At 62.6% G+C, this 21,257-nt stretch carries 19 protein-coding genes; 8 read left to right on the top strand and 11 right to left on the bottom strand.

From position 1 onward, the window contains the following. Positions 1 to 20 precede the first annotated feature (20 nt). Positions 21 to 503, top strand: coding sequence for a DUF2244 domain-containing protein (locus tag ACP151_RS06665; protein ID WP_424978092.1), 483 nt, complete (start codon positions 21 to 23; stop codon positions 501 to 503). Positions 504 to 599: 96 nt separating this feature from the next. On the opposite strand, the gene ACP151_RS06660 is transcribed toward ACP151_RS06665, so the two are convergent. Then, positions 600 to 1,073, bottom strand: coding sequence for a GatB/YqeY domain-containing protein (locus tag ACP151_RS06660; RefSeq protein WP_424978091.1), 474 nt, complete (start codon positions 1,071 to 1,073; stop codon positions 600 to 602). 182 nt (positions 1,074 to 1,255) lie between these two features. Between ACP151_RS06660 and carA the strand changes: the two genes are divergently transcribed. Next, complete coding sequence (gene carA, locus ACP151_RS06655) at positions 1,256 to 2,416, top strand: glutamine-hydrolyzing carbamoyl-phosphate synthase small subunit (protein ID WP_424978161.1); 1,161 nt, start codon at positions 1,256 to 1,258, stop codon at positions 2,414 to 2,416. Between the two features lie 217 nt (positions 2,417 to 2,633). After that, on the top strand, positions 2,634 to 4,463 hold the full coding sequence (locus ACP151_RS06650; RefSeq protein WP_424978089.1) for a glycosyltransferase: 1,830 nt from the start codon (positions 2,634 to 2,636) through the stop codon (positions 4,461 to 4,463). Here the strand turns inward: ACP151_RS06650 and ACP151_RS06645 are convergent. Next, the gene (locus tag ACP151_RS06645; RefSeq protein WP_424978088.1) at positions 4,423 to 5,067 is read right to left on the bottom strand and encodes a GntR family transcriptional regulator; all 645 of its coding nucleotides are present in this window, start codon (positions 5,065 to 5,067) and stop codon (positions 4,423 to 4,425) included. The genes ACP151_RS06650 and ACP151_RS06645 overlap by 41 nt on opposite strands. Positions 5,068 to 5,209: 142 nt before the next feature. Here ACP151_RS06645 and ACP151_RS06640 point away from each other — a divergent pair, with 142 nt between their 5' ends. From ACP151_RS06640 to ACP151_RS06625, 4 genes are all read left to right on the top strand, one after another. After that, entirely contained in the window at positions 5,210 to 5,854 is a 645-nt protein-coding gene (locus tag ACP151_RS06640; protein WP_424978160.1) for a pyrimidine 5'-nucleotidase, read from the top strand. Between the two features lie 164 nt (positions 5,855 to 6,018). Continuing rightward, positions 6,019 to 6,267, top strand: a complete 249-nt coding sequence (locus tag ACP151_RS06635; RefSeq protein ID WP_424978087.1) for a hypothetical protein — start codon at positions 6,019 to 6,021, stop codon at positions 6,265 to 6,267. A 79-nt stretch (positions 6,268 to 6,346) separates the two neighbouring features. Next, positions 6,347 to 7,543, top strand: coding sequence for a UbiH/UbiF family hydroxylase (locus ACP151_RS06630; RefSeq protein ID WP_424978086.1), 1,197 nt, complete (start codon positions 6,347 to 6,349; stop codon positions 7,541 to 7,543). Between the two features lie 15 nt (positions 7,544 to 7,558). After that, a complete protein-coding gene (locus tag ACP151_RS06625; protein WP_424978085.1) occupies positions 7,559 to 8,263 on the top strand; it encodes a M50 family metallopeptidase in 705 nt (234 codons plus the stop codon). Here the strand turns inward: ACP151_RS06625 and ACP151_RS06620 are convergent. From ACP151_RS06620 to ACP151_RS06610, 3 genes are all read right to left on the bottom strand, one after another. Then, complete coding sequence (locus ACP151_RS06620) at positions 8,260 to 9,384, bottom strand: aminotransferase class V-fold PLP-dependent enzyme (RefSeq protein WP_424978084.1); 1,125 nt, start codon at positions 9,382 to 9,384, stop codon at positions 8,260 to 8,262. The two genes, ACP151_RS06625 and ACP151_RS06620, sit on opposite strands and share 4 nt — an antisense overlap. A gap of 198 nt (positions 9,385 to 9,582) precedes the next feature. After that, positions 9,583 to 10,041, bottom strand: a complete 459-nt coding sequence (locus ACP151_RS06615) for an Lrp/AsnC family transcriptional regulator (protein WP_424978083.1) — start codon at positions 10,039 to 10,041, stop codon at positions 9,583 to 9,585. Continuing rightward, positions 10,038 to 10,493, bottom strand: a complete 456-nt coding sequence (locus ACP151_RS06610) for an Lrp/AsnC family transcriptional regulator (protein ID WP_424978082.1) — start codon at positions 10,491 to 10,493, stop codon at positions 10,038 to 10,040. The genes ACP151_RS06615 and ACP151_RS06610 overlap by 4 nt, the downstream gene beginning before the upstream one ends. Positions 10,494 to 10,625: 132 nt before the next feature. Between ACP151_RS06610 and ilvC the strand changes: the two genes are divergently transcribed. Continuing rightward, complete coding sequence (ilvC, locus tag ACP151_RS06605; RefSeq protein ID WP_259986537.1) at positions 10,626 to 11,648, top strand: ketol-acid reductoisomerase; 1,023 nt, start codon at positions 10,626 to 10,628, stop codon at positions 11,646 to 11,648. A 263-nt stretch (positions 11,649 to 11,911) separates the two neighbouring features. Here the strand turns inward: ilvC and glmM are convergent, their stop codons facing one another. From glmM to glyS, 6 genes are all read right to left on the bottom strand, one after another. Continuing rightward, positions 11,912 to 13,258 carry a phosphoglucosamine mutase gene (gene glmM, locus ACP151_RS06600; protein ID WP_424978081.1) on the bottom strand — a complete coding sequence of 449 codons (1,347 nt, stop codon included), beginning with the start codon at positions 13,256 to 13,258 and terminating at the stop codon, positions 11,912 to 11,914. Between the two features lie 23 nt (positions 13,259 to 13,281). Further along, complete coding sequence (gene folP / locus ACP151_RS06595) at positions 13,282 to 14,277, bottom strand: dihydropteroate synthase (RefSeq protein ID WP_424978080.1); 996 nt, start codon at positions 14,275 to 14,277, stop codon at positions 13,282 to 13,284. Further along, positions 14,274 to 15,194 (bottom strand): dihydroneopterin aldolase, encoded by a 921-nt coding sequence (locus ACP151_RS06590; protein WP_424978079.1) that lies wholly within the window; start codon positions 15,192 to 15,194, stop codon positions 14,274 to 14,276. Before ACP151_RS06590 ends, folP begins: the two co-directional genes overlap by 4 nt. Before the next feature lie 128 nt (positions 15,195 to 15,322). Next, on the bottom strand, positions 15,323 to 15,979 hold the full coding sequence (locus ACP151_RS06585) for a cell wall hydrolase (RefSeq protein WP_424978078.1): 657 nt from the start codon (positions 15,977 to 15,979) through the stop codon (positions 15,323 to 15,325). 172 nt (positions 15,980 to 16,151) lie between these two features. After that, on the bottom strand, positions 16,152 to 18,728 hold the full coding sequence (locus ACP151_RS06580) for a putative PEP-binding protein (protein ID WP_424978077.1): 2,577 nt from the start codon (positions 18,726 to 18,728) through the stop codon (positions 16,152 to 16,154). Between the two features lie 173 nt (positions 18,729 to 18,901). After that, positions 18,902 to 21,202 (bottom strand): glycine--tRNA ligase subunit beta, encoded by a 2,301-nt coding sequence (glyS, locus tag ACP151_RS06575; RefSeq protein ID WP_424978076.1) that lies wholly within the window; start codon positions 21,200 to 21,202, stop codon positions 18,902 to 18,904. Between the last annotated feature and the right edge of the window lie 55 nt (positions 21,203 to 21,257).

Genomic DNA, 21,257 nt, shown 5'->3' with positions numbered 1-21,257 from the left:
CCTCCAGCAGGCCCCAACCGATGCCATACAACTGGACCCGCCCGCAAACCGGCGCTGAACGCGAATTGCACCTCTGGCCGCACCAATCGCTGGCGCCCAAAGGCTACGTGCGTTTCATCGCTCTGACATCGGTGCTGATCTGCATGCCGCTGGTGCCGCTGCTGGGATCGTTCCTGCTGTGGGGGCTGCTGCCCTTCCTGCTGCTGGCACTGTTCGGCATGAAATGGGCGCTGGACCGCAGCCGCCGCGACCATCAGATCCTCGAAGTGTTAACCCTCACCGCTGAGGAAGCCCGGCTGGAGCGTATCAACCCGGACGGGAGCCGCCAAAACTGGAAGTGCAACCGGTACTGGACCCGGGTTGAGATGCACGGCAATGACGGCCCGGTGCCCCACTATGTGACCCTGCAGGGCAGCGGCCGCGAAGTGGAGATCGGCGCATTCCTCTCAGAGGAAGAGCGGCTGGAACTCTACGACGATCTCAAATGCGCCTTCAGCCGCTGAACCTCACAAGAAAGGCCCGCAGCAATGCGGGCCCGCTCTTTCATCTTTCCCAAAATACTCCCGCCGGAGGCCGCGCGCGCAAGCGCGCCTCTTAGATCAGCAATCGCTTTTGCTGCAAAGCTGATCCTTGACCATCGGGCCGGTTTTGCCAAAATCCATCTGGCCGGTGTATTTTGCCTTCAGCGCCGCCATCACCTTGCCCATGTCACGAATCGATTCGGCGCCGGTCTCAGCCACTGCGGTCTTCACCGCCTCGGCGGCTTCTTCGTCGCTCAGCTGCTGCGGCAGAAACTCCTCGATCACGCTGATCTCACCCAGTTCCCGCTCTGCCAGGTCCAGCCGCCCGCCTTCTTCATAGGCGCGCGCACTTTCCTTGCGCTGCTTGGTCATCTTACCCAGAATGGCAAGGATTTCACCGTCTCCGATGCTGTTGTCCTCGCCATCCGCACGGGCTGCAATCTCGCGGTCCTTGATGGCGGCATTGATCAGCCGCAGTGTGGCCAGCCGGTCGGCGGCCTTGTCTTTCATCGCCTGCTTCAGGGCCTGATTGACCCGCGTGCGCGTATCCATATTCAAAAGCATCCCCATGGTTGCCGGACACCGATGGTTATCCATTCTGATGCAGCTGCGCAAGTTTTCAGTAAACTTTCCATTCCTGCCCCCGCATCAGCCTGCCCGCCTCTTGCAGGCTTGACCCGCATGGGCGCTCCCCTTACAAGCCCATGAATTTTACCCGCATGGAGATCTGCGCAATGGCCGCTTCCGCCCCGACCAAGCCCACCGCATGCCTGGCGCTCGCTGATGGCACTGTCTTCTACGGCACCGGTTTCGGCGCGACCGGCGACACCGTGGCAGAGCTCTGCTTCAATACCGCGATGACCGGCTATCAGGAAATCATGACCGACCCCTCCTACGCCGGGCAGATCGTCACCTTCACCTTCCCCCATATCGGCAACACTGGCGTCACCCCCGAGGATGACGAAACCGGCGATCCCGTCGCCGCCGGCATGGTGGTGAAATGGGATCCGACCCTGGCGTCCAACTGGCGCGCCACGGAAGAGCTGAAAGACTGGCTCAGCCGCACTGGCCGCATCGCCATCGGCGGCGTCGACACCCGCCGCCTGACCCGCGCGATCCGCCAGCAGGGCGCGCCGCATGTGGCGCTGGCGCATGATCCCGACGGCAATTTTGACGTTGAAGCGCTGGTTGCCAAGGCACGGGAATGGTCCGGGCTTGTCGGCCTGGATCTGGCCAAGGACGTGACCTGCGCGCAAAGCTACCGCTGGGACGAAATGCACTGGGCCTGGCCGGACGGCTATGCCCGCCAGGAAGCCCCCAAGCACAAGGTCGTGGCCGTCGACTATGGCGCCAAACGCAACATCCTGCGCTGCCTCGCCTCTGCGGGCTGTGACGTGACCGTGCTGCCTGCAACCGCAACCGCCGAAGACGTGCTGGCGCACAATCCTGACGGCGTCTTCCTGTCCAACGGCCCCGGCGATCCGGCCGCAACCGGCGCATACGCGGTGCCGATGATCCAGGACGTGCTAAAGGCAGACCTGCCGGTGTTCGGCATCTGCCTTGGCCACCAGATGCTGGCACTGGCACTGGGTGCCAAGACGGTCAAGATGAACCACGGCCACCACGGCGCCAACCACCCGGTCAAGGAGCATTCCACCGGCAAGGTGGAGATCACCTCGATGAACCACGGCTTTGCGGTGGATGCACAGACCCTACCCGAAGGCGTCGAGGAATCGCATGTGTCGCTGTTTGACGGCTCCAACTGCGGCATCCGCATTGCCGACAAACCGGTCTTTTCGGTGCAGCACCACCCCGAAGCCAGCCCTGGCCCGCAAGACAGCTTTTACCTGTTCGAACGTTTCGCCGAGGCGATGGACGAACGTAAATCTGCGTGAAAAACCCGTTAACCATGCCGTCCGACGGCATGGTTAACGCTGAGTTTACCAATTCTTAAGCCACCGCCGCCAGTCTGAAGACTTCTGACCTTCAGCGCGGGGACAGGCGATGGGAATTGTATCACAGCCGCTGCGAAAGCTCCGGCCGTCCCGGCATGGGACATCCCCGCTCCGGGGCGCCCCCCCGGTTGCACGCGGTCCCGGTGCGGACGACAGCATGCTAAAAGCACTGGTGCTGCGCCAGCATCAAAAGGCTGCGCTCGGGCGGGTGCTGGTGGCCGAAGGGCTGGCCAGCGAAGACCAGGTTCTAAATACCCTGTCGCGCCAGTACCGGATGCCCCGCGCCGATCTGTCCGGCCAGATGGGCAATGCGCGCCTGCTCGCGTGCAGACCCGCCCAGTTCTGGCTGCGCCACTGCGCTGTGCCCTGGATGCAATTTGGCCAGACGGTCACTATCGCCGTTGCCCGCCCCGACCAGTTTGCCCTCCTGCAGCGGGAACTGCAGCGCAGTTTCGGGCAGATCATCCCGGTGCTGGCCAGCGAAACGCAGATCAATGCTGTTCTGACCGCGCATTTCAGCCCGGCCCTGGCACGCCAGGCCAGTTGCAGTGTCGCACCGCAGCTGAGCTGCCGCACCTTGCAGCCAGCCCGGGGCCGCGCTCTGCTTGCAGCGCTGGCCGTGCCGGCGCTGTATCTTGCCTGGCGCGCGCCTTCCGCAGTGTTCGCCGCCCTCAGCTGTCTGGCGCTGCTGACGGTGCTGATGTTCACAGTACTCAAGATTTGCGGGCTTGTGTCCTTTTGGCGCGCCCGCGCGCAGCAGACCGGGTCTCCACCAAAGACAGCATCGCCAGGATTGGCCGAAGATCCGGTGATTTCAATTCTGGTGCCGCTTTTCAAGGAGGCCGAGATCAGCCGCGCCCTGCTCAGCCGGATCCGGAAACTCAAATATCCGCGGGCCCGGACCGATGTGATCCTGGTTCTGGAAGCGCATGACAGCGTCACCCGTGCTGCTTTGGCAAATACCCGGCTGCCGCCGTGGATTCGGGTGGTAGAGGTGCCGGCCTTTGGCGGGCTGACGACAAAACCGCGGGCGATGAATTATGCGCTGCACTTCTGCCGCGGCGATATCATCGGCGTCTGGGATGCAGAGGACGCGCCGCAATCGGACCAGTTGAATCAAGTGGCACAAGCCTTTGCAGCGGCGGACCGGCGCACGGCCTGCTTTCAGGGTGTGCTCGACTATTACAACCCGGGAACCAACTGGATTTCACGGTGTTTCACACTGGAATATGCCAGCTGGTTCCGCATCGTCCTGCACGGCCTTGCCCGGCTTGGCATGGTGGTGCCGCTGGGCGGGACGACCATGTTTATCCGCCGCGATGTTCTGGAGGAGCTGGGCGGCTGGGACGCTCACAACGTGACAGAGGACGCGGATCTGGGCGTCCGCCTGTACCGGGCAGGCTACCGAACGGAAATGCTCGCCACCACAACATTTGAGGAAGCCAACTGGCGCCCCTGGCCCTGGATCAAGCAGCGGTCCCGCTGGCTCAAGGGGTTCATGGTGACCTACTTGGTGCATATGCGCCACCCGCTGCAGCTGCGGGCGGAACTGGGCTGGAAACGCTTTCTGGGCTTTCAGGCGTTCTTTCTGGGCACAATCGGGCAGTTCCTGTTTGCGCCGGTCCTGTGGTCCTTCTGGCTGTTCACCCTGGGCCTGCCACACCCCGGCGCGGACAGCCTGCCGCCGCCCCTGCTGCTGCTGGCCGCCGCAGCACTGGTGTTCTTTGAGGGGCTGGGACTGATCATCAGCATCCTTGCGGCTTTTGCCATGGGGCGGCCAGGGCTGGCCGCCTGGGCGCCTGCAATGATCCTGTACTTCCCGATGGGCGCCATCGCCTGTGCCAAAGCTGCCTATGAGCTGCTCGCCCGCCCTTTTTTCTGGGACAAAACGGCACATGGCATCAAACCCGCTGCCAAACACCGCCGCAGAGCCTGGCTGAGACAGGTTATCCGCGGCCGTTGGCGTCCTGCTTCAGCCGGGTCATGAAGGCAATCGAGATATGCTCTTTTAATGCGTCGCCCGCAGCCGCTTCATCACGGCGGCTGATGGCGTCAACAATGCCCTTGTGCTCTGACTGTGCAATCTCGCTGCGCCCCTCGGCGGCCAGCGAGGTCGTCGCCATCAGCGCCATGGTCCGGTGCACCAGATCCAGCTGCTGCACCAGATAGCGGTTGTGCGATGCCAAATGAATCTGCTCATGGAACCGCCGGTTGGCCTTGGACAGCGCTGCGGGATCGCCGACCAGCCTGTCGTCAGCCTCGACCATCTCCTTCAGAACCTTGATCTCTTCTTCGGTGGCATGGCGCGCGGCCAGCTGTGCGGCCAGCCCCTCCAGCTCCCGCCGTACCACATAAAGTTCAGCCATCTGGTTGTGGTCCAGCGAGGCCACGATCAGCGAGCGCCCGTCGCGTTCCAGCAGCGATTGCGTCTCCAGCCGCTGCAGGGCTTCGCGGATCGGGGTGCGTGAAACACCAAAGCGTTCTGCCAGATCGCTTTCGACCAACCGGTCGCCGGGCTTGTACACGCCGACGTCAATCGCCTCGAGGATCAGCGCATAGGCGTCTTTCTGGTTGCTGCGGCTCTGGCTCATGGTCTTTCCTGTCAAAATGGATCAGACCATCTCTACAGCCCGGGCCACCGCAATCAACCCTGATGGCGCCAACGCGCTGAAAACCCGCAGGCAAAATGCGCTTTTGATTGCGAATCCGCCGCCCGCCGCCTACTGCAAAGCCATGCCCAAGCGATTTTTCTCCCATGTCACCCAATGGGTGTTCGACCTCGACAATACGCTCTATCACCCGTCTGCGCGCCTGTTCGACCAGATCGAAGTCAAGATGACCGACTATGTCATGAAGACTCTGGGCGTGGGCAAGGCAGAGGCTGACCGCCTGCGCAGCCATTACTGGCGCGAACATGGCACCACCCTGGCCGGGCTGATGCGCGAGCATGATCTGGACCCGGCCCCCTATCTTGTCGCAGTGCACGACATTTCGATGGACCATCTGGAAGAGGACGCTCCTTTGGCTGCCGCGATCCGCAATCTGCCGGGCAAAAAGATCGTCTATACCAATGGCTCCGCCCCTTATGCAGAACGGGTGCTGGCCGCGCGCGGGTTGTCGGGGCTGTTCGATGACGTCTACGGCGTCGAACATGCGGACTACTTCCCCAAGCCGGAACGCCGCGCCTTTGACCTGGTGTTTGCCCGTGCTGATGTCACCCCCCGGCAGGCCGCCATGTTCGAGGATGACCCGCGCAATCTGACTGCTCCGCATGAAATGGGCATGCGCACCGTGCATGTGGCACCAGAGCCGGTCCGGGCGGACCATATCCATCATCACGCGGACGATCTGGCGGGTTTCCTGGCCGCCCTGTCCTGATCCGCAAGACCTGCGTCAGGACGCTTTTGCGCAGCCGTTTGCCGCATCGCGGAACATATGGGATTGCAGCCCGGTAAAACGTTGCAACTGCGGCAAAATAGACCTGTTTGCTGCATGTTTTCCTGCCTATATGCGCCGCGACCCCACGCACAGGAGACCACCTGATGAGCGCATATACCCTTCCCGCCCGCCTGCCCCTGTGGCAGCGTATCCTGTTTGCCGTGCCGCTGCTTGGGCGGATCTCCAAGGAGGTCGCCTATGGCCCCGAAGAAAACATCGGCTACGCCCTTGCCACCTTTGTCAGCCTCTGGGGCTGTTCGATCATGCTGTTCGGCATTCCGGGGCTCTACATCCCGGCGCTGTGCATGGTGCCGGTCATGTTCCTTGTGCTGATTTCCATCACCCGCGGCTAATTCCCCGCGCGGCAGGTTGCGGCTTGTCTTCCCCCTCCGCCAGGGCCTATTTCTGGCGTAACAACGGAGGGCTGAACCCATGGCCGACACCTGCGACATCCTGATTTCCGGCGGCGGCATCGCGGGACTGACCGCAGCCGCTGCATTTGCCTCCATGGGCTTCAGCGTGATCTGCGCCGATCCGGCCCCACCGGTTACGGAACGCGACGCCGAGGGCGCCGACCTGCGCACCACCGCCTTTCTACAGCCCGCCCAGACGCTGCTGGCGCGCTGCGGTATCTGGGCCCGGCTGGCAGACCATGCTGCGCCGTTGCAGATCATGCGCATTGTTGACGCCGGCGGCATCCGGCCCGAACCGCGGGTGGTCAAGGATTTCAACGCGGCCGATATCTCGGACCAGCCGTTTGGCTGGAACCTGCCCAACTGGCTGCTGCGGCGCGAGATGATTGCCCGGCTGGCAGAGTTGCCCAATGTGGATCTGCGCTTTGGCACCGGCACCACCGGCCTGTTCACCCGCACCGATGAGGCGCGCGTCAGCCTCAGCGATGGCCGCCAGGTCTCTGCCAAATTGGTGGTTGCCTGCGACGGCCGAAACTCTCCGATGCGCCAGGCTGCTGGCATCCCGGTCAAAACCACCCGCTACGGACAAAAGGCGCTGGCCTTTGCCGTCACCCATCCGGTGCCGCATGAAAACGTCTCAACCGAGATCCACCGCTCCGGCGGCCCCTTTACCCTAGTGCCGCTGCCCGATTACCACGGCCAGCCGTCCTCGGCGATTGTCTGGATGGAACGCGGCCCGCGTGCGCAAGACCTCCTGAACCTCGACACCACGGCCTTTGAGGCCGCAATGACCGAGCGCAGCTGCGGGCTGTTCGGCGATCTGAAACTGGCGTCGCGCCGCACCATCTGGCCGATCATCAGCCAGTCTGCCGCGCGGCTGAACGGCGAACGGCTGGCGCTGATGGCCGAAGCCGCCCATGTGGTGCCGCCGATCGGCGCGCAAGGCTTGAATATGTCGCTGGGCGATCTGCGCAGCCTGCTGGAACTGGCAGAGGCCCGCCCGGAAGGCCTGGGTGACGCCCAGATGCTGGCCGCCTATCACAAGGCCCGCCACACTGAGATCCTGCTGCGCGTCAAAGGCATCGACCTTTTGAACCGCACCTCGATGCTGGCGCCGCGTCCGTTGCGCGACCTGCGCGCCTTTGGCCTCAATGCGCTTTATTCGCTGGCACCGGTGCGCAAGACGCTGATGCAGATGGGGCTGGGCGTGAAATGACGGGCGTCAGGTGACATGCGGACTGCCGGACGCTTCCTCAAAGGCCACTGGCAGCTCCTCTGCCTGACGCTGGCCATTGCCGCCCTCTGGCAGACACCGGCATTATTGCCCCTGCGCATCCTCACGGTCTTTCTGCACGAGCTGTCACACGCCGCCGCAACCCTGCTTACCGGCGGCGAAGTTGTCAGCCTCTCCATCAATCCCTACGAGGGAGGCATGGTGGTTTCGCGCGGCGGCAGCCGGTTTCTGGGACTGTCGGCGGGCTACACCGGGTCGTTGCTGATCGGCTCTGCCCTGTTCATCATTGCGTTGCGCACGGATTGGGACAGGAAGGTGTTGGCGCTGTTTGGCGCAATCACCCTGGCCGTTGCTGTCTTCTATGTGCGGGAAACGTTTGCGCTTGGCTTTACGCTCGCCGCCGCTGCGCTGATGCTGGCGGCCTCGCGTTACCTCAGCCTCAACATCAACGATATGGTCCTGCGCCTGATCGGCGTCAGCAGCATGATCTATGCGCCGCTTGATATCTGGGATGACACGATTGCCCGCTCTGACCTGCAATCTGACGCGCGGATGTTGGCCGAAGAATTCGGCGGCGCAGCCATGCTGTGGGGCGGGATATGGCTGGCCATCAGCCTTGGGGTGATCTGGTTAACCCTGCGCCATGGGCTGGGCCGCACAAGCAATATTCCCTTGCGCAGCCCAATCCGGATCTTGCGTTAAAGCACCTGATCCACAATGGTTTTCAGCCGCGCGATGGTGGCATCCACGTCATAAAGCTTGTCGAGACCGAACAGGCCCAGACGGAAGGTGCGGAAGTCCGCCGGCTCGTCGCACTGCAGCGGCACGCCCGCGGCAATCTGCATGCCCAGCGCCAGGAACTTCTTGCCATTCTGCACGTCCGGATCGGAAGTGTAGCTGACCACCACGCCCGGCGCGCCAAAGCCGTCCGCCGCAACCGAAGTGATGCCCTTTTCCTTCAGCAGCGCCCGCACGCCGTTGCCCAGTGCCCACTGCGCATCCCGCAGTTTGCCGAACCCGTATTCCTTGGTCTCCAGCATGGTGTCGCGGAACGCTTTCAGCGCATCAGTCGGCATGGTGGCGTGATAGGCGTGGCCGCCGTCCTCATAGGCCTTCATGATGGTGCGCCATTGCTTCAGGTTGATGGCAAAACTGTCCGAGGTGGTCTCTTCCAGCCGTGCCAGCGCAGCTGGCGAGAACATCACCAGCCCCGCAGAGGGAGACGCGCTCCAACCTTTTTGCGGTGCCGAAATCAGCACATCGACACCGGTTGCCTTCATGTCGATCCAGGCACAGCCCGACGCGATGCAGTCCAGCACCATCAGCGCGCCGACTTCATGCGCGGCGGCGGCCATGGCGGTCACGTAATCATCGGGCAGGATCACGCCGGCGGCGGTTTCCACATGCGGAGCAAAGACGATATCCGGCTTCTGCTCATGAATCGCAGCAACCACATCGGCAATCGGCGCAGGCTCAAACGGCGACGCGCTCTCGTTGCCGGTGCGGCGCGCCTTCATCACAGTGGACGACTCGGTGAACCCGCCCGTCTCAAAGATCTGGCTCCAGCGATAGGAGAACCAGCCATTGCGCACGACCAGCGCGTTTGCACCGCGGGCAAACTGGCGCGCGACCGCCTCCATCGCATAGGTGCCGCCGCCCGGCACCAGCGCCACGGCCTCGGCGTTATAGACCTCTTTCAGCATCGCATTGATGTCCAGCATCACGGTCTGAAACGTCTTGGACATATGGTTCAGCGAGCGGTCGGTGAAGACCACCGAAAATTCATCCAGACCCTGCGGGTCAACGGTGTCGAGCAGTGCCATTTCGGCCTCCCTTGATATTCCTCATGAAACGGCTAGCCGGTGCGGCAGGGTTTGGCAAAGCCTACCTTGGCATACAGCGCAGTGTCCGTCTCCGAAGGCGGATACTGGCGATGTTCCGCGGAAAAGACAGCCCAAGCACGACAAAAAACACATGCATTTGCGCCAAGCCGGTTTCGGATCGGCAACAATGGAGCACCTTTAGCCCAGCGGCCCCGGCCTGCGTTCCTCGCTCAGCAGCACATTGGCCTCGACATTGCCCACCCCCGGCAACGTCATCACCCGGCGCCGCAGCACCCGTTCAAAATCGGCGATATCCCGCGCCGTCACCCGCAGGCGGTAGTCATACATGCCCAGCACATGCTCCACCGTCTGCACTTCGGGTATGGCAGAGACCGCACGTTCGAAGTCCTCCAGGCTGACCCGTCCCTTGGTGGCCAGTTTCACGCCCAGAAAGACGGTGACGCCAAAGCCCAGCTTTTCCTTGTCCAGCTCCAGCCTGCGGCCCGCGATGATGCCCGCGTCCTGCAATCGTTTTATCCGCCTCCACGTTGCAGGCTGGCTCAGGCCCAGCTGCCGCCCCAGAGCCCCTGCGGACAGCGTCGCATCCTCGGACAGCGCCCGCAGAATGGCAAAATCGAGATCATCCAGCGCGCTCAAACCGGTAACACCTCGTCCCGTTTGATGCGCGCCACATGCATCAGGGCCTCGATATCGGTGATATGCGGCAGGTTCAAAATGGCGGCGCGATAGATCTGCTGATAATGCGGCATGTCGCGCGCAATCACCGATAGCCGCACATCGACCTGGCCCAGAAAGGTCTGAATCTCAATCACCTCGGCAATGGTGCGGGCAGCCTCGATGAATTCGTCAAAGGCGCGCGGGTTGGTCTTGTCCAGTGTCACCCGCAGCGACACTTCCACCTCATAGCCCAGGGCGCGCCAATCGATCACCGCGCGCTGGCCAAGGATCACGCCGCCCTCGCGCAGCTTTTCCAGCCGCCGCGCCAGCCGCGAGGCGCTGAGACCGAGGCGTTCGGCCAAGTCCGGAATCGATTGTTCCGGGTCGCCTTGCATGTAGCGCAGAATGCGCCGGTCGAGATCATCAAGCATGATTTTGTCATTATCAGCCAAAACGGCGAATGGCCACTGCAAAGAAACTGCAGAATTCATGCATAACAGCAATCGCCTTCCCGCCACACATGCCTATGATGCCCTCAAACCCCAAACGAAAGGACGTGGATCATGCGCGTTTATTACGACCGCGATTGCGATGTGAACCTGATCAAGGACAAAAAAGTGGCCATCCTGGGCTATGGCTCCCAGGGCCACGCCCACGCGCTGAACCTGCGCGATTCCGGCGCCAAGAACCTTGTTGTTGCGCTGCGCGAAGGCTCCCCCTCGGCCAAGAAAGCCGAAGGCGAAGGCCTGACCGTCATGGGCATCGCAGAAGCGGCCGCATGGTGTGACGTGATCATGTTCACCATGCCCGACGAACTGCAGGCAGAGACCTACAAGAAATACGTCCACGACAACATCCGTCCGGGTGCCGCCATCGCATTTGCCCACGGCCTGAACGTGCATTTTGGCCTGATTGAGCCGAAAGAAGGCGTCGACGTCATCATGATGGCGCCCAAAGGTCCGGGTCACACCGTGCGCGGCGAATACACCAAAGGCGGCGGCGTGCCCTGCCTGGTTGCGGTTCACAACGACGCCACCGGCAAAGCGCTGGAAACCGGCCTGTCCTACTGCTCCGCCATCGGCGGCGGCCGCTCTGGCATCATCGAAACCAACTTCCGCGAAGAATGCGAAACCGACCTGTTCGGCGAGCAGGCGGTTCTGTGCGGCGGCCTGGTTGAGCTGATCCGCTGCGGTTTCGAGACCCTGGTCGAAGCCGGCTATGCGCCGGAAATGGCCTATTTCGAGTGTCTGCACGAAGTGAAGCTGATCGTTGACCTGATCTATGAAGGCGGCATCGCCAACATGGACTACTCGATCTCCAACACTGCCGAATACGGCCAGTACGTCACCGGCCCGCGCATCCTGAAGTACGACGAAACCAAAGCCCGCATGAAGGAAGTCCTGAACGACATCCAGCAGGGCAAATTCGTCCGTGACTTCATGCTGGAAAACGCGGTTGGCCAGCCGACCATCAAAGCGTCGCGCCGTGCCAACGACGAGCACGCGATCGAGGCGACCGGCGCCAAGCTGCGCGGCATGATGCCGTGGATCTCGGCCGGCAAAATGGTCGACAAAGAGAAGAACTAAGGCGCCCGCGGAAATTTCCGCAGCCTTTTCCTCTGCAGGGCGCTCCTTTCGGGGCGCCCTTTTTCTTTTCACCAAGGCCCCCATCCAGCTTTGGGCAAAGGTGCCGGGCGCAGTGGTCCCGAGAGAAGATCTGCGGCCACGACACTGCCGACCATGGCCATGGCCATGATCCTGGGCGGCCTCAGCCCTCCCCCTTGCCCTAGCCTTGGTCAGATCGGCGGCTCAGCCGCCAGTTCCGCAAAAGTCGCTGAACGCCTGCCGACTTAATCGGCGACGGCGGTTTCCACTGCGGCGACCACGCTGTCCACTGCCAGCGTCATCACTTCGGCGTCCTCGCTTTCGGCCATCACCCGCACCAGCGGCTCTGTGCCGGACTTGCGGATCAGCAGGCGCCCCTGCCCTTCCAGCATTGTCTCGGCGGCGGCAATCGCCTCTTGTACCCGCGCATCTTCCAGCGGCAGCTGGCCTGCCTGGAACCGCACATTGCGCAGCAGCTGCGGCACGGTTTCAAACTGATGCGCCAGCGCGGATGCCTTTTTGCCGGTCTGCATCATCTCCGCCAGGAAATGCAGCCCCGCCATCAGCCCGTCGCCGGTGGTGGCATAATCGCTCATCACGATATGGCCGGATTGCTCACCACCCAGGTTGAAGCCGCCCTCGCGCATGCGCTCCACCACATAACGGTCGCCCACGGCCGTGCGTTCCAGCCCCAGCCCTTTGGCGTCCAGGTGCCGCTCCAGCCCGAGGTTCGACATCACTGTCGCCACCAGCGCGCCCCCCTGCAGCAGTCCCTGCTCCGCCCAGCGGGTGGCCAGCAGCGCCATCAGCTGGTCGCCATCCGCCACCGTGCCGGTCTCGTCGATCACAATCACCCGGTCCGCATCGCCATCCAGACAAATGCCCACATGGGCGCCATGCGCCACGACCGCCTCTGCCGCGACCTGCGGCTGGGTGGACCCGCAGCCGCGGTTGATATTCAAACCATCCGGCGTCACGCCGACCGGGATCACTTCCGCCCCCAGCTCCCACAGGACCTCAGGCGCAGTCCGGTGCGCCGCGCCATTGGCGCAGTCAATGACCACTTTCAATCCGTTGAGCCCCAGATTGCGCGGCAAGGAGCTTTTGACCCGCTCACCATAACGAAAGCGGGCATCATCAATCCGCTTGGCGCGGCCGATATTGGCCGCCTGGGCCGCCTCGACCCCGACCTCGACCAGTGCTTCGATCTCCATCTCCGCATGGTCGGACAGTTTGAACCCGTCCGGGCCGAAAAACTTGATGCCGTTGTCTTCGGACGGGTTGTGGCTGGCAGAGATCATAACCCCCAGGTCCGCCCGCATGGACCGTGTCATCAGCCCCACTGCTGGCGTCGGCACCGGCCCCAGCAGCAGCACATTCATACCAGTGGACGTCAGCCCCGCCGTCAGCGCGTTCTCGAACATATAGCCCGACAGCCGGGTGTCCTTGCCAATGACTACCCGATGCGCCCCAGAGCCGTCACGTCGGAAATACCGCCCGACGGCAGCGCCGATCCGCAGAGCCATCTCCGCGGTCATGGGATGGATATTGGCTGTGCCGCGCACGCCATCGGTACCAAAGAGTTTCCGCATTATGCTTTCCCGCCAAAAAGGCCTTACCGGACCGCCTGCCAAAGCCGCAGGGCCTGAACCGTCTCAGCCACGTCATGCACCCGCAGGAATTGCACGCCTTGCGCCAGGGCTGCAAGCCCCACGGCGACCGATCCCGGCGCACGGGCATCTGCGCGCGGCTCCTTGCCGATGGTGCCGATGAATTTCTTGCGTGACACCCCCAGCAGAACCGGACAGCCCAGCCCGTGAAACAGGCTGAGATTGCGCAGCAGCGTCAGATTATGCGCCTGCGTCTTGCCAAAACCAATACCCGGATCAACGACGATCTGTTCACGCACCACGCCGATGGCTTCCAGCCGGTCGATTTGGTCGCTCAGGAAGTCATAGACATCCAGCAGCACATTTCCATATTGCGGGTTTTCCTGCATCGTGGCCGGATCGCCCTGGGCATGCATGATGCAGACAGGCACGCTGGCCTGCGCCGCCAAAGGCGCCAGCGCCGGATCGAATGTAAAGCCTGAGACATCATTCAGCAGGTCTGCACCGGCTTCCAGCGCCTCCATGCCGACGGTGGCTTTGCGGGTATCGATGGAGACCGGCACCGGGCTTTCGGCGCGGATTGCTGTAATCACCGGCGCCGTGCGTTCGATTTCCTCAGCCTCGGCAACCTCTGCTGCGCCGGGCCGGGTGGATTCGCCGCCCACGTCGATAATGGTGGCGCCATCTGCGACCATCTGCAGGGCTGCTGCCTTACCAGTCTCGATACCGGCATGCTTGCCGCCGTCCGAAAAACTGTCCGGCGTCACATTCAGAATGCCCATAATCTGCGGCTGCGTCATGTCCAGCCCGGCAATCGACGCCCGACGTGCGCTCAGCCGACGGCGCTCCAGGTCCGGCACCAACCCGGCAGGCACGATCCTGGGCGGCCCTTCGCGGCTGAGGATCTCAACCTCGGTGAACCACAGGGCACTGCCCGCCAGGGGAACCGCACCTTCGGGGCGCGCTTCGCCGTGCTGAACCAACGGCCGGTAATATGTCACAGTTGTGCTTGCTCCACGCTGACAGCCCGCAAAGGGACACCGGGATTATCTGGCAAATCCCCGCCAAGCACAATCATCTCACCCGCTTCGAAAGTCGCGGCAAACCAGGCGGCCAGCGCCACTGTGTCCGATGGCGGCGCCGAAGGCCCGTCCACCGCATCCAGCACAATCTTGGACGGCGCCCAGACACAGATCTGGCCGTTCTTCATCGCCCAGTCCAGCTCTGTCCGGGTCGACACCACCACGCAGCGGTCGTCCTTGGCAGCCAGGCGCCAGGCATTCTGTTCTATGGCCAAAAGATCAATCCGCCGCTGGGTCCATTTGTGGCCCGTGGTCGGCACTGCCAGCGGATGGGCGCCCACACACAGGATCAGCGGCCGCTGACGGCATTCCATCTGGTCGATCCAGCCTGTCAGATTGCCGTTGTCGACAGCATCGTTGGACAGGTACATCAACCGCGGGTGCGGACGCTCCTCCTCATCCACCTGATGGCTGATCTGATCCTTTGAGCGCACAACTTCGACGCCCAGCGCGCCGGGGCCGCGGTCCAGCTTCTCGATCCGCACAAAGGCGCGCACGGCCTGATGCTCCAGCAGGATCCGCTCTGCCACCCGTTCAGCCAGTGTCTCCAGCAGGTTCAGACGTTCTGCCGCCAGTTCATGGGCAATCGCCTCGGTCAGCTTGTCATAAGACAGAATCCGGTCGACATCATCGTCCAGATCCTTGGGTAACGGCGCAATTTCGACCACCACATTGAAGCTGATCCGTTGAGTGGAGCCGCGCTCGGCCTGAAAGGCGCCGATCTCCACCTCGACGGTATGGTCCCGCAGGGAAATCCGGTCCAAAGGCCCCGGCCCCGCAGTGGCCATGGAACGCTCGGAGGGATGCGCAAAGGCAAGACGGATTTCAGAAGACATGGGAAACGGGCCTTTGGCTGGCTGTGTCAGGTGCGGGTCCCAACAATAGACTTTCAGCGCCTGCATAACAGTCCCGCATACGCCATGCCAATGGCAGAAAGCGGCACTAGCGCGCCGCCTTCAGGCAATCAGTTGTTCAACGCAGTCAGATAGCGATCGTCACGGTAGAACAGATGCACACCGATACGCGTGGTATTTGTAAAGGTCCGGCTCCAGCGCGGACGCACCGCCGTGGTGTGATAGTAGGTCGCGCCTGCGGTCAGTTCGGATTTCAAGCCATCCATCGCCGCGCGCGCCACCTTGGCCACCCGCTGATACGCCTTCTGCTCGCGGATCACTTCCTTGTGGCCGTCACAGGTATAGGTGAACTGGCACTGGTATCTCCGGCCCGTCCCCTGGTTGATCACCCCGCACGGCGAGTTCGGGAACTGTGCGCTCCGGACCCGGTTCAGGATCACTTCGGCCACCGCAAACTGGCCTTTCACGGTCTCGCCGCGCGCCTCGAAGTACAACGCCTCGGCCAGGCAGGAAAACTGCTTGCCGCCAGTCGCTTGGGGCTGTTTGTCCAGCCAGTCGTTTGTGTACTCCACCTGTTGCGTGCCAGTCTTGCGGCTCTTGAACGGATTGGTGCGGAATCCGAAGAATCCGCTGAACTTCCGCTCAGGCACCGCGTTCAGACTGGCCTGTTCACGCTCGATCAGCGCATCCAGTCCTGTTTCGGCAGCAACACTCTTACCAATCGTGATGGTGGCAGCCATCACGGCAATCATAGTCAACAGTTTCATTCAGGGTTCCCCCGTCCTTGCAGCTTGCAACCGGTTTCCCCGGCCACATGCGGTCGCATCCCTTAATGGAAACAACCCGAAACGTCCAGCTCGTCGCGCAAAGCGGCGACGGCAAGGTTAACGCCAGTGCCAGGCCAGCCCCATTGTCAGCGGCTGGATGACCTGAATTTCCTTAATACTTTGTGTAAGTTGGAGCAATCTGCCCGGTTTTGCTGCCAATTGCCAGCTGGGCGGCGGCTAACCGCGCAACCGGAACCCGGAACGGCGAACATGAAACATAGTCAAATCCCGCGTCACGGCAAAATGCAATCGATTCGGGGTTGCCGCCATGCTCACCGCAGATCGACAGCGTGATTCCGCCGTTCTCTGCCCGGCCCCGCTGCACCCCCAGTTTCAGCAGCTCGCCCACTCCGTCGGTGTCCAGCACATGGAACGGATCCTCTGGGAATACGCCCTGGTTCACATACTGCGACATGAACCGTCCGGCATCATCCCGCGACAGCCCATAAGTCATCTGCGTAAGGTCATTGGTGCCAAAGCTGAGAAAAGCCGTGTGCGGAGATATCTCTCCTGCCCGCAGCGCCGCGCGCGGTGTCTCGACCATCACCCCCAGCCGATAGGTGAAATCCTCGCCCCACTCGGATTTAACAGCCGAGGCTACCGCATCAATACGCGCTTTGACCAGCTCCACCTCCCGCTTGGCCGAGACCAGCGGGATCATGATTTCCGGCACCACCGGCTCCCCCTCCTGCGAGGCCTCCAGCGTGGCTTCAAAGATTGCCCGGGCCTGCATGTCGTAAATTTCCGGCACGGTCACCCCCAGCCGCACACCGCGCAGGCCCAGCATCGGGTTGTATTCGCCCATTTCCTCGACCCGGCGGGTCACATCGCTCACAGGAATGCCCAACGCCTCGGACAGCTCGCGCTGGCCGGTTTTGGTCGCGGGCAGGAATTCATGCAGCGGCGGGTCGAACAGCCGGATGCAGACCGGCATCCCCTCCATGATCCGGAACAGCTCGCGGAAGTCGTCGCGCTGCATCGGCAGCAGCCGTTCCAGCACCGCCGCCCGGCCGGCAGCTGTCTCCGCAAAGATCATTTCCCGCATCACCGTCAGGCGGCCCGGGTCAAAGAACATATGCTCTGTCCGGCACAGACCAATGCCTTGCGCGTTGAATTTCCTTGCGGTTTCAGCATCTTCCGGCGTGTCCGCATTGGCACGGATACCAATGTCGCGCGCCGCATCCGACCAGGTCAGGATGGTCTGCAGCGCCCCGTCTTCTGCGGCTTCCAGCATCTGCGGCTGGCCCGCCAGAACCTGACCGCTGCTGCCGTCGATGGTGATGATGTCACCCGCCTTGAACAACCGCCCGTCCTCGGCGCCCAGCATTTTGCGCTTGCTGTGAAACTTGAGCTGCGATGCCCCAACGATGCACGGCAGGCCCAGGCCCCGCCCGATCACCGCCGCATGGCTGGTCATACCGCCCTTTTCCGTCAACACACCTGCCGCCGCATGCATGCCGCGCACATCCTCGGGCGAGGTTTCCCGACGGACAAGAATGCAGGCCTCCCCGCGGGCAGCGCTGGCCTGCGCTTCGGCAGCCGTAAAGACCAGCTTGCCTGTGGCCGCACCAGGGCTTGCGGCGATCCCGCTGCCAATGACATCGCGCGCGGCTTCCGGCGCCACCTGCCGGTGCAGCAGCTCGTTCAGCATATGCGCATCAAGCCGCATCAGCGCTTCGTCCTGCGGAATGATGCCGTCTTCGGCCAACGCCACCGCGATCCGCACCGCAGCGCGGGCCGAACGGGTCACGCGCACGCCGTCCAGGATATGCACCCGGCCGTTTTCGATGACAAACTCCAGCTGCATCTCCTCGCGCAGCTTGCGCCGCATCAGCGCCGCATGCGCCTGCAAACCGGCAAATGCTTCCGGCGCCAGCTCCTCCAGCGACAGCCCGCGCGCATCCTTGGCCAGATACAAGGCCCGAACACCGGCGCCCAGCGCATCGCGCCCCTGGCTTTGGCTCAGATAACGCCCGGTCAGCTGCGGCTCGCCGGTGGCAGAATTCACCAGCTGCAGCACCCCAGAGCCGCATTCCCCCTGGCCAACGCCCGGGATCATCTCCTGCACCACCAGTCCAAGGCCCGCATCGGCCGGCGCGCCTTTGGCTTGCCGCAGCAGCCGCGCCGAAGTGCCCTCCCAGGCCCGCGCCATCGAGCGCAGAACAGCGGCCAGCTGCTCTTCCGGGTTCTGCGGAAACGGCTCATCCGTTTCCGCCTCATAGGCATGCAGGATTTCACTCAGCGCATCCGGGCCGCCGTCCTCGACATCGTCGAACACATCCGGGTCCAGCCGCGCCACATGCACTGCGTAGGATTGCACAAACCGCAGGTAAAGCGCGGCTGCGGCATCACGCCCCAGACTGTCGCACAGATCTACGTAACGCGCGTCATTCATGCCGATATTCAGGATCGCCCCCGGCCCGCCCCAATCCGGATCCTCAGAGGACGGGCGCACACACAGCAGCGCCTCCGGGTCGAATTCTCCCAGCACGGCAGACAGATCCGGCATTTCACCTTCGGCGATGGAGTGCACCGCATCAAAAGACAGCGCCACCGTGCGCGGCACCGGCAGATCCAGCCGCACCAGCCGCTGCAGGCATTTCGCCCGGCCGCCATGGCTGGCGGTGGCAATCGGCGCGGTTGAAGTGATCAACGAGGCCGGCGGGGTCTGTACGAAATCTTTCTGCACTGCAGCACGTCTCCTTTGCCTGTCACCATAAGGCGGCAGCACGATGGCGCAAGGGTCTTGTAACGGTGCCGTGACGGATGGAACCGGGCGGGAAGCAAAAACCGGTCTTCCCTTGCGGCAAGACCGGTGCCTCCGGCGGGAGTATTTTCGGGAAAGATGAAAGGACTGCTCTCTCAGCCTTCAACCTTGGTGAGATCTGCCACCTGGCCGCAGACCTGGCGGATCTGGTTGAGCAGATTCAGACGGTTGCGGCGGACGATCTCATTCTCCGCATTGACCTGCACCGCCTCAAAGAACGCATCGATTGGCGCGCGCAGGGCAGCCATGCCCCGCATGGCTGCCGCGAAATCTTCGGCCTCGATGGCCGGAGAGATCGCATCCCCGCCCGCAGCAAGCGCATCAAACAGCGCAGTTTCGCTGTCGTTCTCGGCAAACTTGCGGTCGGCGCCATAGGAATATTCGACGCCGTCCTTTTCTTCTGCCTGAGACAGGATGTTGTTGGCGCGTTTGAAGCCCTGCAGCAGGTTGGTGCCGTCCTCGGTTTTCATGAAGTCTTCGAGGGCGCGGGCGCGTTTCACAAGCAGGGTCAGATCGTCGCTACCGTCCATGGCGATACAGGCATCGATCACATCGTGGCGGATGCCCTGATCGCGCAGGAACACCTTGAGGCGATCGTGGAAAAAGGAGAGGAGATCCGGGCCGAAATGGCTCTCCAATTCAGCCTGAGTTTTCAAACATGCATCTAGAGCGGTATTTTTGCCCACTCGAAACTCAGTTCGAATTGCCTCAGTCTTTTCATCGATTTCTTTAAGCCGAGGGCGCTGTTTAAGCGCTTCTTGCCATCCTGCGTTAAACATCCCAGCACAGAATTCACTATTCCTGAGTTCATCATCACTCGCATTGCGACAAGCTTTCTCCCAAAATGCAGAGACATCAAAAAAATGGTGTTTCCAGCAAGGAGCAAACAAAGCCAACAATTCCACTCGCACATCATTCTCTAGCACCAGCCGGATCACCCCCAGCGCAGCACGGCGCAGGGCATAGGGGTCTTTGGAACCGGTGGGCTTTTCATCAATCGCCCAGAAACCGGTCAGCGTGTCCAGCTTGTCGGCCAGCGCTACAGCCACGGAAACCGGCTCTGACGGGACATCATCGCCCGGACCCAGCGGCGAGTAATGCTGTTCGCAGGCGTTGGCGACCTCTTGCGGCAGGCCCGCAGCCTCGGCGTAGTAGCGGCCCATCAGCCCCTGCAGTTCCGGAAACTCATAGACCATTTCCGAAGACAGATCAGCCTTGGCAACCCGTGCCGCCTGCTCTGCCAAATCAGCATCGGCGCCAACCACAGGTGCGATTTCGCGGGCAAGCGCGGCGATGCGGTCAATCCGCGCGGCCTGGGTGCCCAGCTTGTTGTGGAAGGTCACATTGCCGAGGTTTTCGACCCAGGCGCTCATGCCCGCCTCGGATCTGGCGGTACGCAGATCGTTCTCCCAGAAGAACTTGGCATCGGCCAGACGCGCCGACAGCACCTTTTGGTTGCCCGCCAGAATGGTCGCGCCATTGTCCGCAGTCTCGCGGTTGGCGACGGTGATGAACCTCTCAATCCGCCCGGTCTTGGGGTTCTTCACGGAAAAGAACTTCTGGTGTTCCTTCATCGAGGTCTGCAGCACCTCTGGCGGCAGTTCCAGGAACTCCTCGTCGATGGCGCCCATCAGCACGACGGGCCATTCGACCAGCCCGGCAACCTCGGCCAAGAGGCCCTTGTCTTCGACCACGTCCAGCCCGTTGGCAAAGGCCTGATTGCTGGCCTCCTGCCAGATCGCCGCCTGCCGTTCCGCCGGGTCCAGCACCACAAAAGCGCGTTTCAGCTTGGCGGCGTAGTCGTCAAAACCGGTGACGGTGATCTCTTCCGGCGCCATGAAACGGTGGCCACGGGTGCTGCTGCCGGATTTGATGCCGTCGATGTCCAGATCGACAACGGATGTGCCTGCCTCATCCGACAGGATGCAGAGGATCGAATGCAAGGGGCGCACCCAGCGCAAGCTGCCCGTCCCCCAGCGCATGGATTTCGGCCAGGGAAAGGTGCGGATACAGTCTTCCAGCACCTCGGCAATGATTTCGGCTGCCGCCCGTCCCGGCTTTTCGATCATCGCGAAATAGACCGCGCCTTTCGGCGTTTCGCGCTCTTCCAGCTGGTCGCGGGTCAGGCCCGCGCCGCGCAGGAAGCCTTCGATCGCCTTGTCCGGGGCGCCGACCTTGGGGCCTTTGCGCTCTTCGCGGATGGTGGGGCTTTCGGCCAGCAGGCCATCCACCGCCAGGGTCAGGCGGCGCGGCGTCGACAGCGCCGCGGCCCCGGCATAGGTGAGGCCCGCCTCGACCAGACCGTCGGTCACGCGCTTTTTCAGGTCTTCGGCGGCACGCGCCTGCATGCGGGCCGGGATTTCCTCGGAAAACAGTTCAATCAGCAGGTCGGGCATTGGATGTCCTCGGGCGTGGCCGCGCGGGCGGGCGCAGCGGAATAAATGGAGTTGG

It is taken from the genome of Leisingera sp. S232, from assembly GCF_049800895.1.
Classification (GTDB): Bacteria; Pseudomonadota; Alphaproteobacteria; order Rhodobacterales; family Rhodobacteraceae; genus Leisingera.
The sequence above is the reverse complement of the archived record's forward strand: the minus strand, read 5'-3'. Positions and strand labels throughout refer to the sequence as shown.

Excerpts from the sequence above, each read along its gene's own strand:
- ACP151_RS06665 (WP_424978092.1), top strand. The coding sequence starts at position 21 with ATGCCATACAACTGGACCCGCCCGCAAACCGGCGCTGAACGCGAATTG.
- ACP151_RS06660 (WP_424978091.1), bottom strand. The coding sequence starts at position 1,073 with ATGGATACGCGCACGCGGGTCAATCAGGCCCTGAAGCAGGCGATGAAA.
- carA (WP_424978161.1), top strand. The coding sequence starts at position 1,256 with ATGGCCGCTTCCGCCCCGACCAAGCCCACCGCATGCCTGGCGCTCGCT.
- ACP151_RS06650 (WP_424978089.1), top strand. The coding sequence starts at position 2,634 with ATGCTAAAAGCACTGGTGCTGCGCCAGCATCAAAAGGCTGCGCTCGGG.
- ACP151_RS06645 (WP_424978088.1), bottom strand. The coding sequence starts at position 5,067 with ATGAGCCAGAGCCGCAGCAACCAGAAAGACGCCTATGCGCTGATCCTC.
- ACP151_RS06640 (WP_424978160.1), top strand. The coding sequence starts at position 5,210 with ATGCCCAAGCGATTTTTCTCCCATGTCACCCAATGGGTGTTCGACCTC.
- ACP151_RS06635 (WP_424978087.1), top strand. The coding sequence starts at position 6,019 with ATGAGCGCATATACCCTTCCCGCCCGCCTGCCCCTGTGGCAGCGTATC.
- ACP151_RS06630 (WP_424978086.1), top strand. The coding sequence starts at position 6,347 with ATGGCCGACACCTGCGACATCCTGATTTCCGGCGGCGGCATCGCGGGA.
- ACP151_RS06625 (WP_424978085.1), top strand. The coding sequence starts at position 7,559 with ATGCGGACTGCCGGACGCTTCCTCAAAGGCCACTGGCAGCTCCTCTGC.
- ACP151_RS06620 (WP_424978084.1), bottom strand. The coding sequence starts at position 9,384 with ATGGCACTGCTCGACACCGTTGACCCGCAGGGTCTGGATGAATTTTCG.
- ACP151_RS06610 (WP_424978082.1), bottom strand. The coding sequence starts at position 10,493 with ATGCTTGATGATCTCGACCGGCGCATTCTGCGCTACATGCAAGGCGAC.
- ilvC (WP_259986537.1), top strand. The coding sequence starts at position 10,626 with ATGCGCGTTTATTACGACCGCGATTGCGATGTGAACCTGATCAAGGAC.
- glmM (WP_424978081.1), bottom strand. The coding sequence starts at position 13,258 with ATGCGGAAACTCTTTGGTACCGATGGCGTGCGCGGCACAGCCAATATC.
- ACP151_RS06590 (WP_424978079.1), bottom strand. The coding sequence starts at position 15,194 with ATGTCTTCTGAAATCCGTCTTGCCTTTGCGCATCCCTCCGAGCGTTCC.
- ACP151_RS06585 (WP_424978078.1), bottom strand. The coding sequence starts at position 15,979 with ATGAAACTGTTGACTATGATTGCCGTGATGGCTGCCACCATCACGATT.
- glyS (WP_424978076.1), bottom strand. The coding sequence starts at position 21,202 with ATGCCCGACCTGCTGATTGAACTGTTTTCCGAGGAAATCCCGGCCCGC.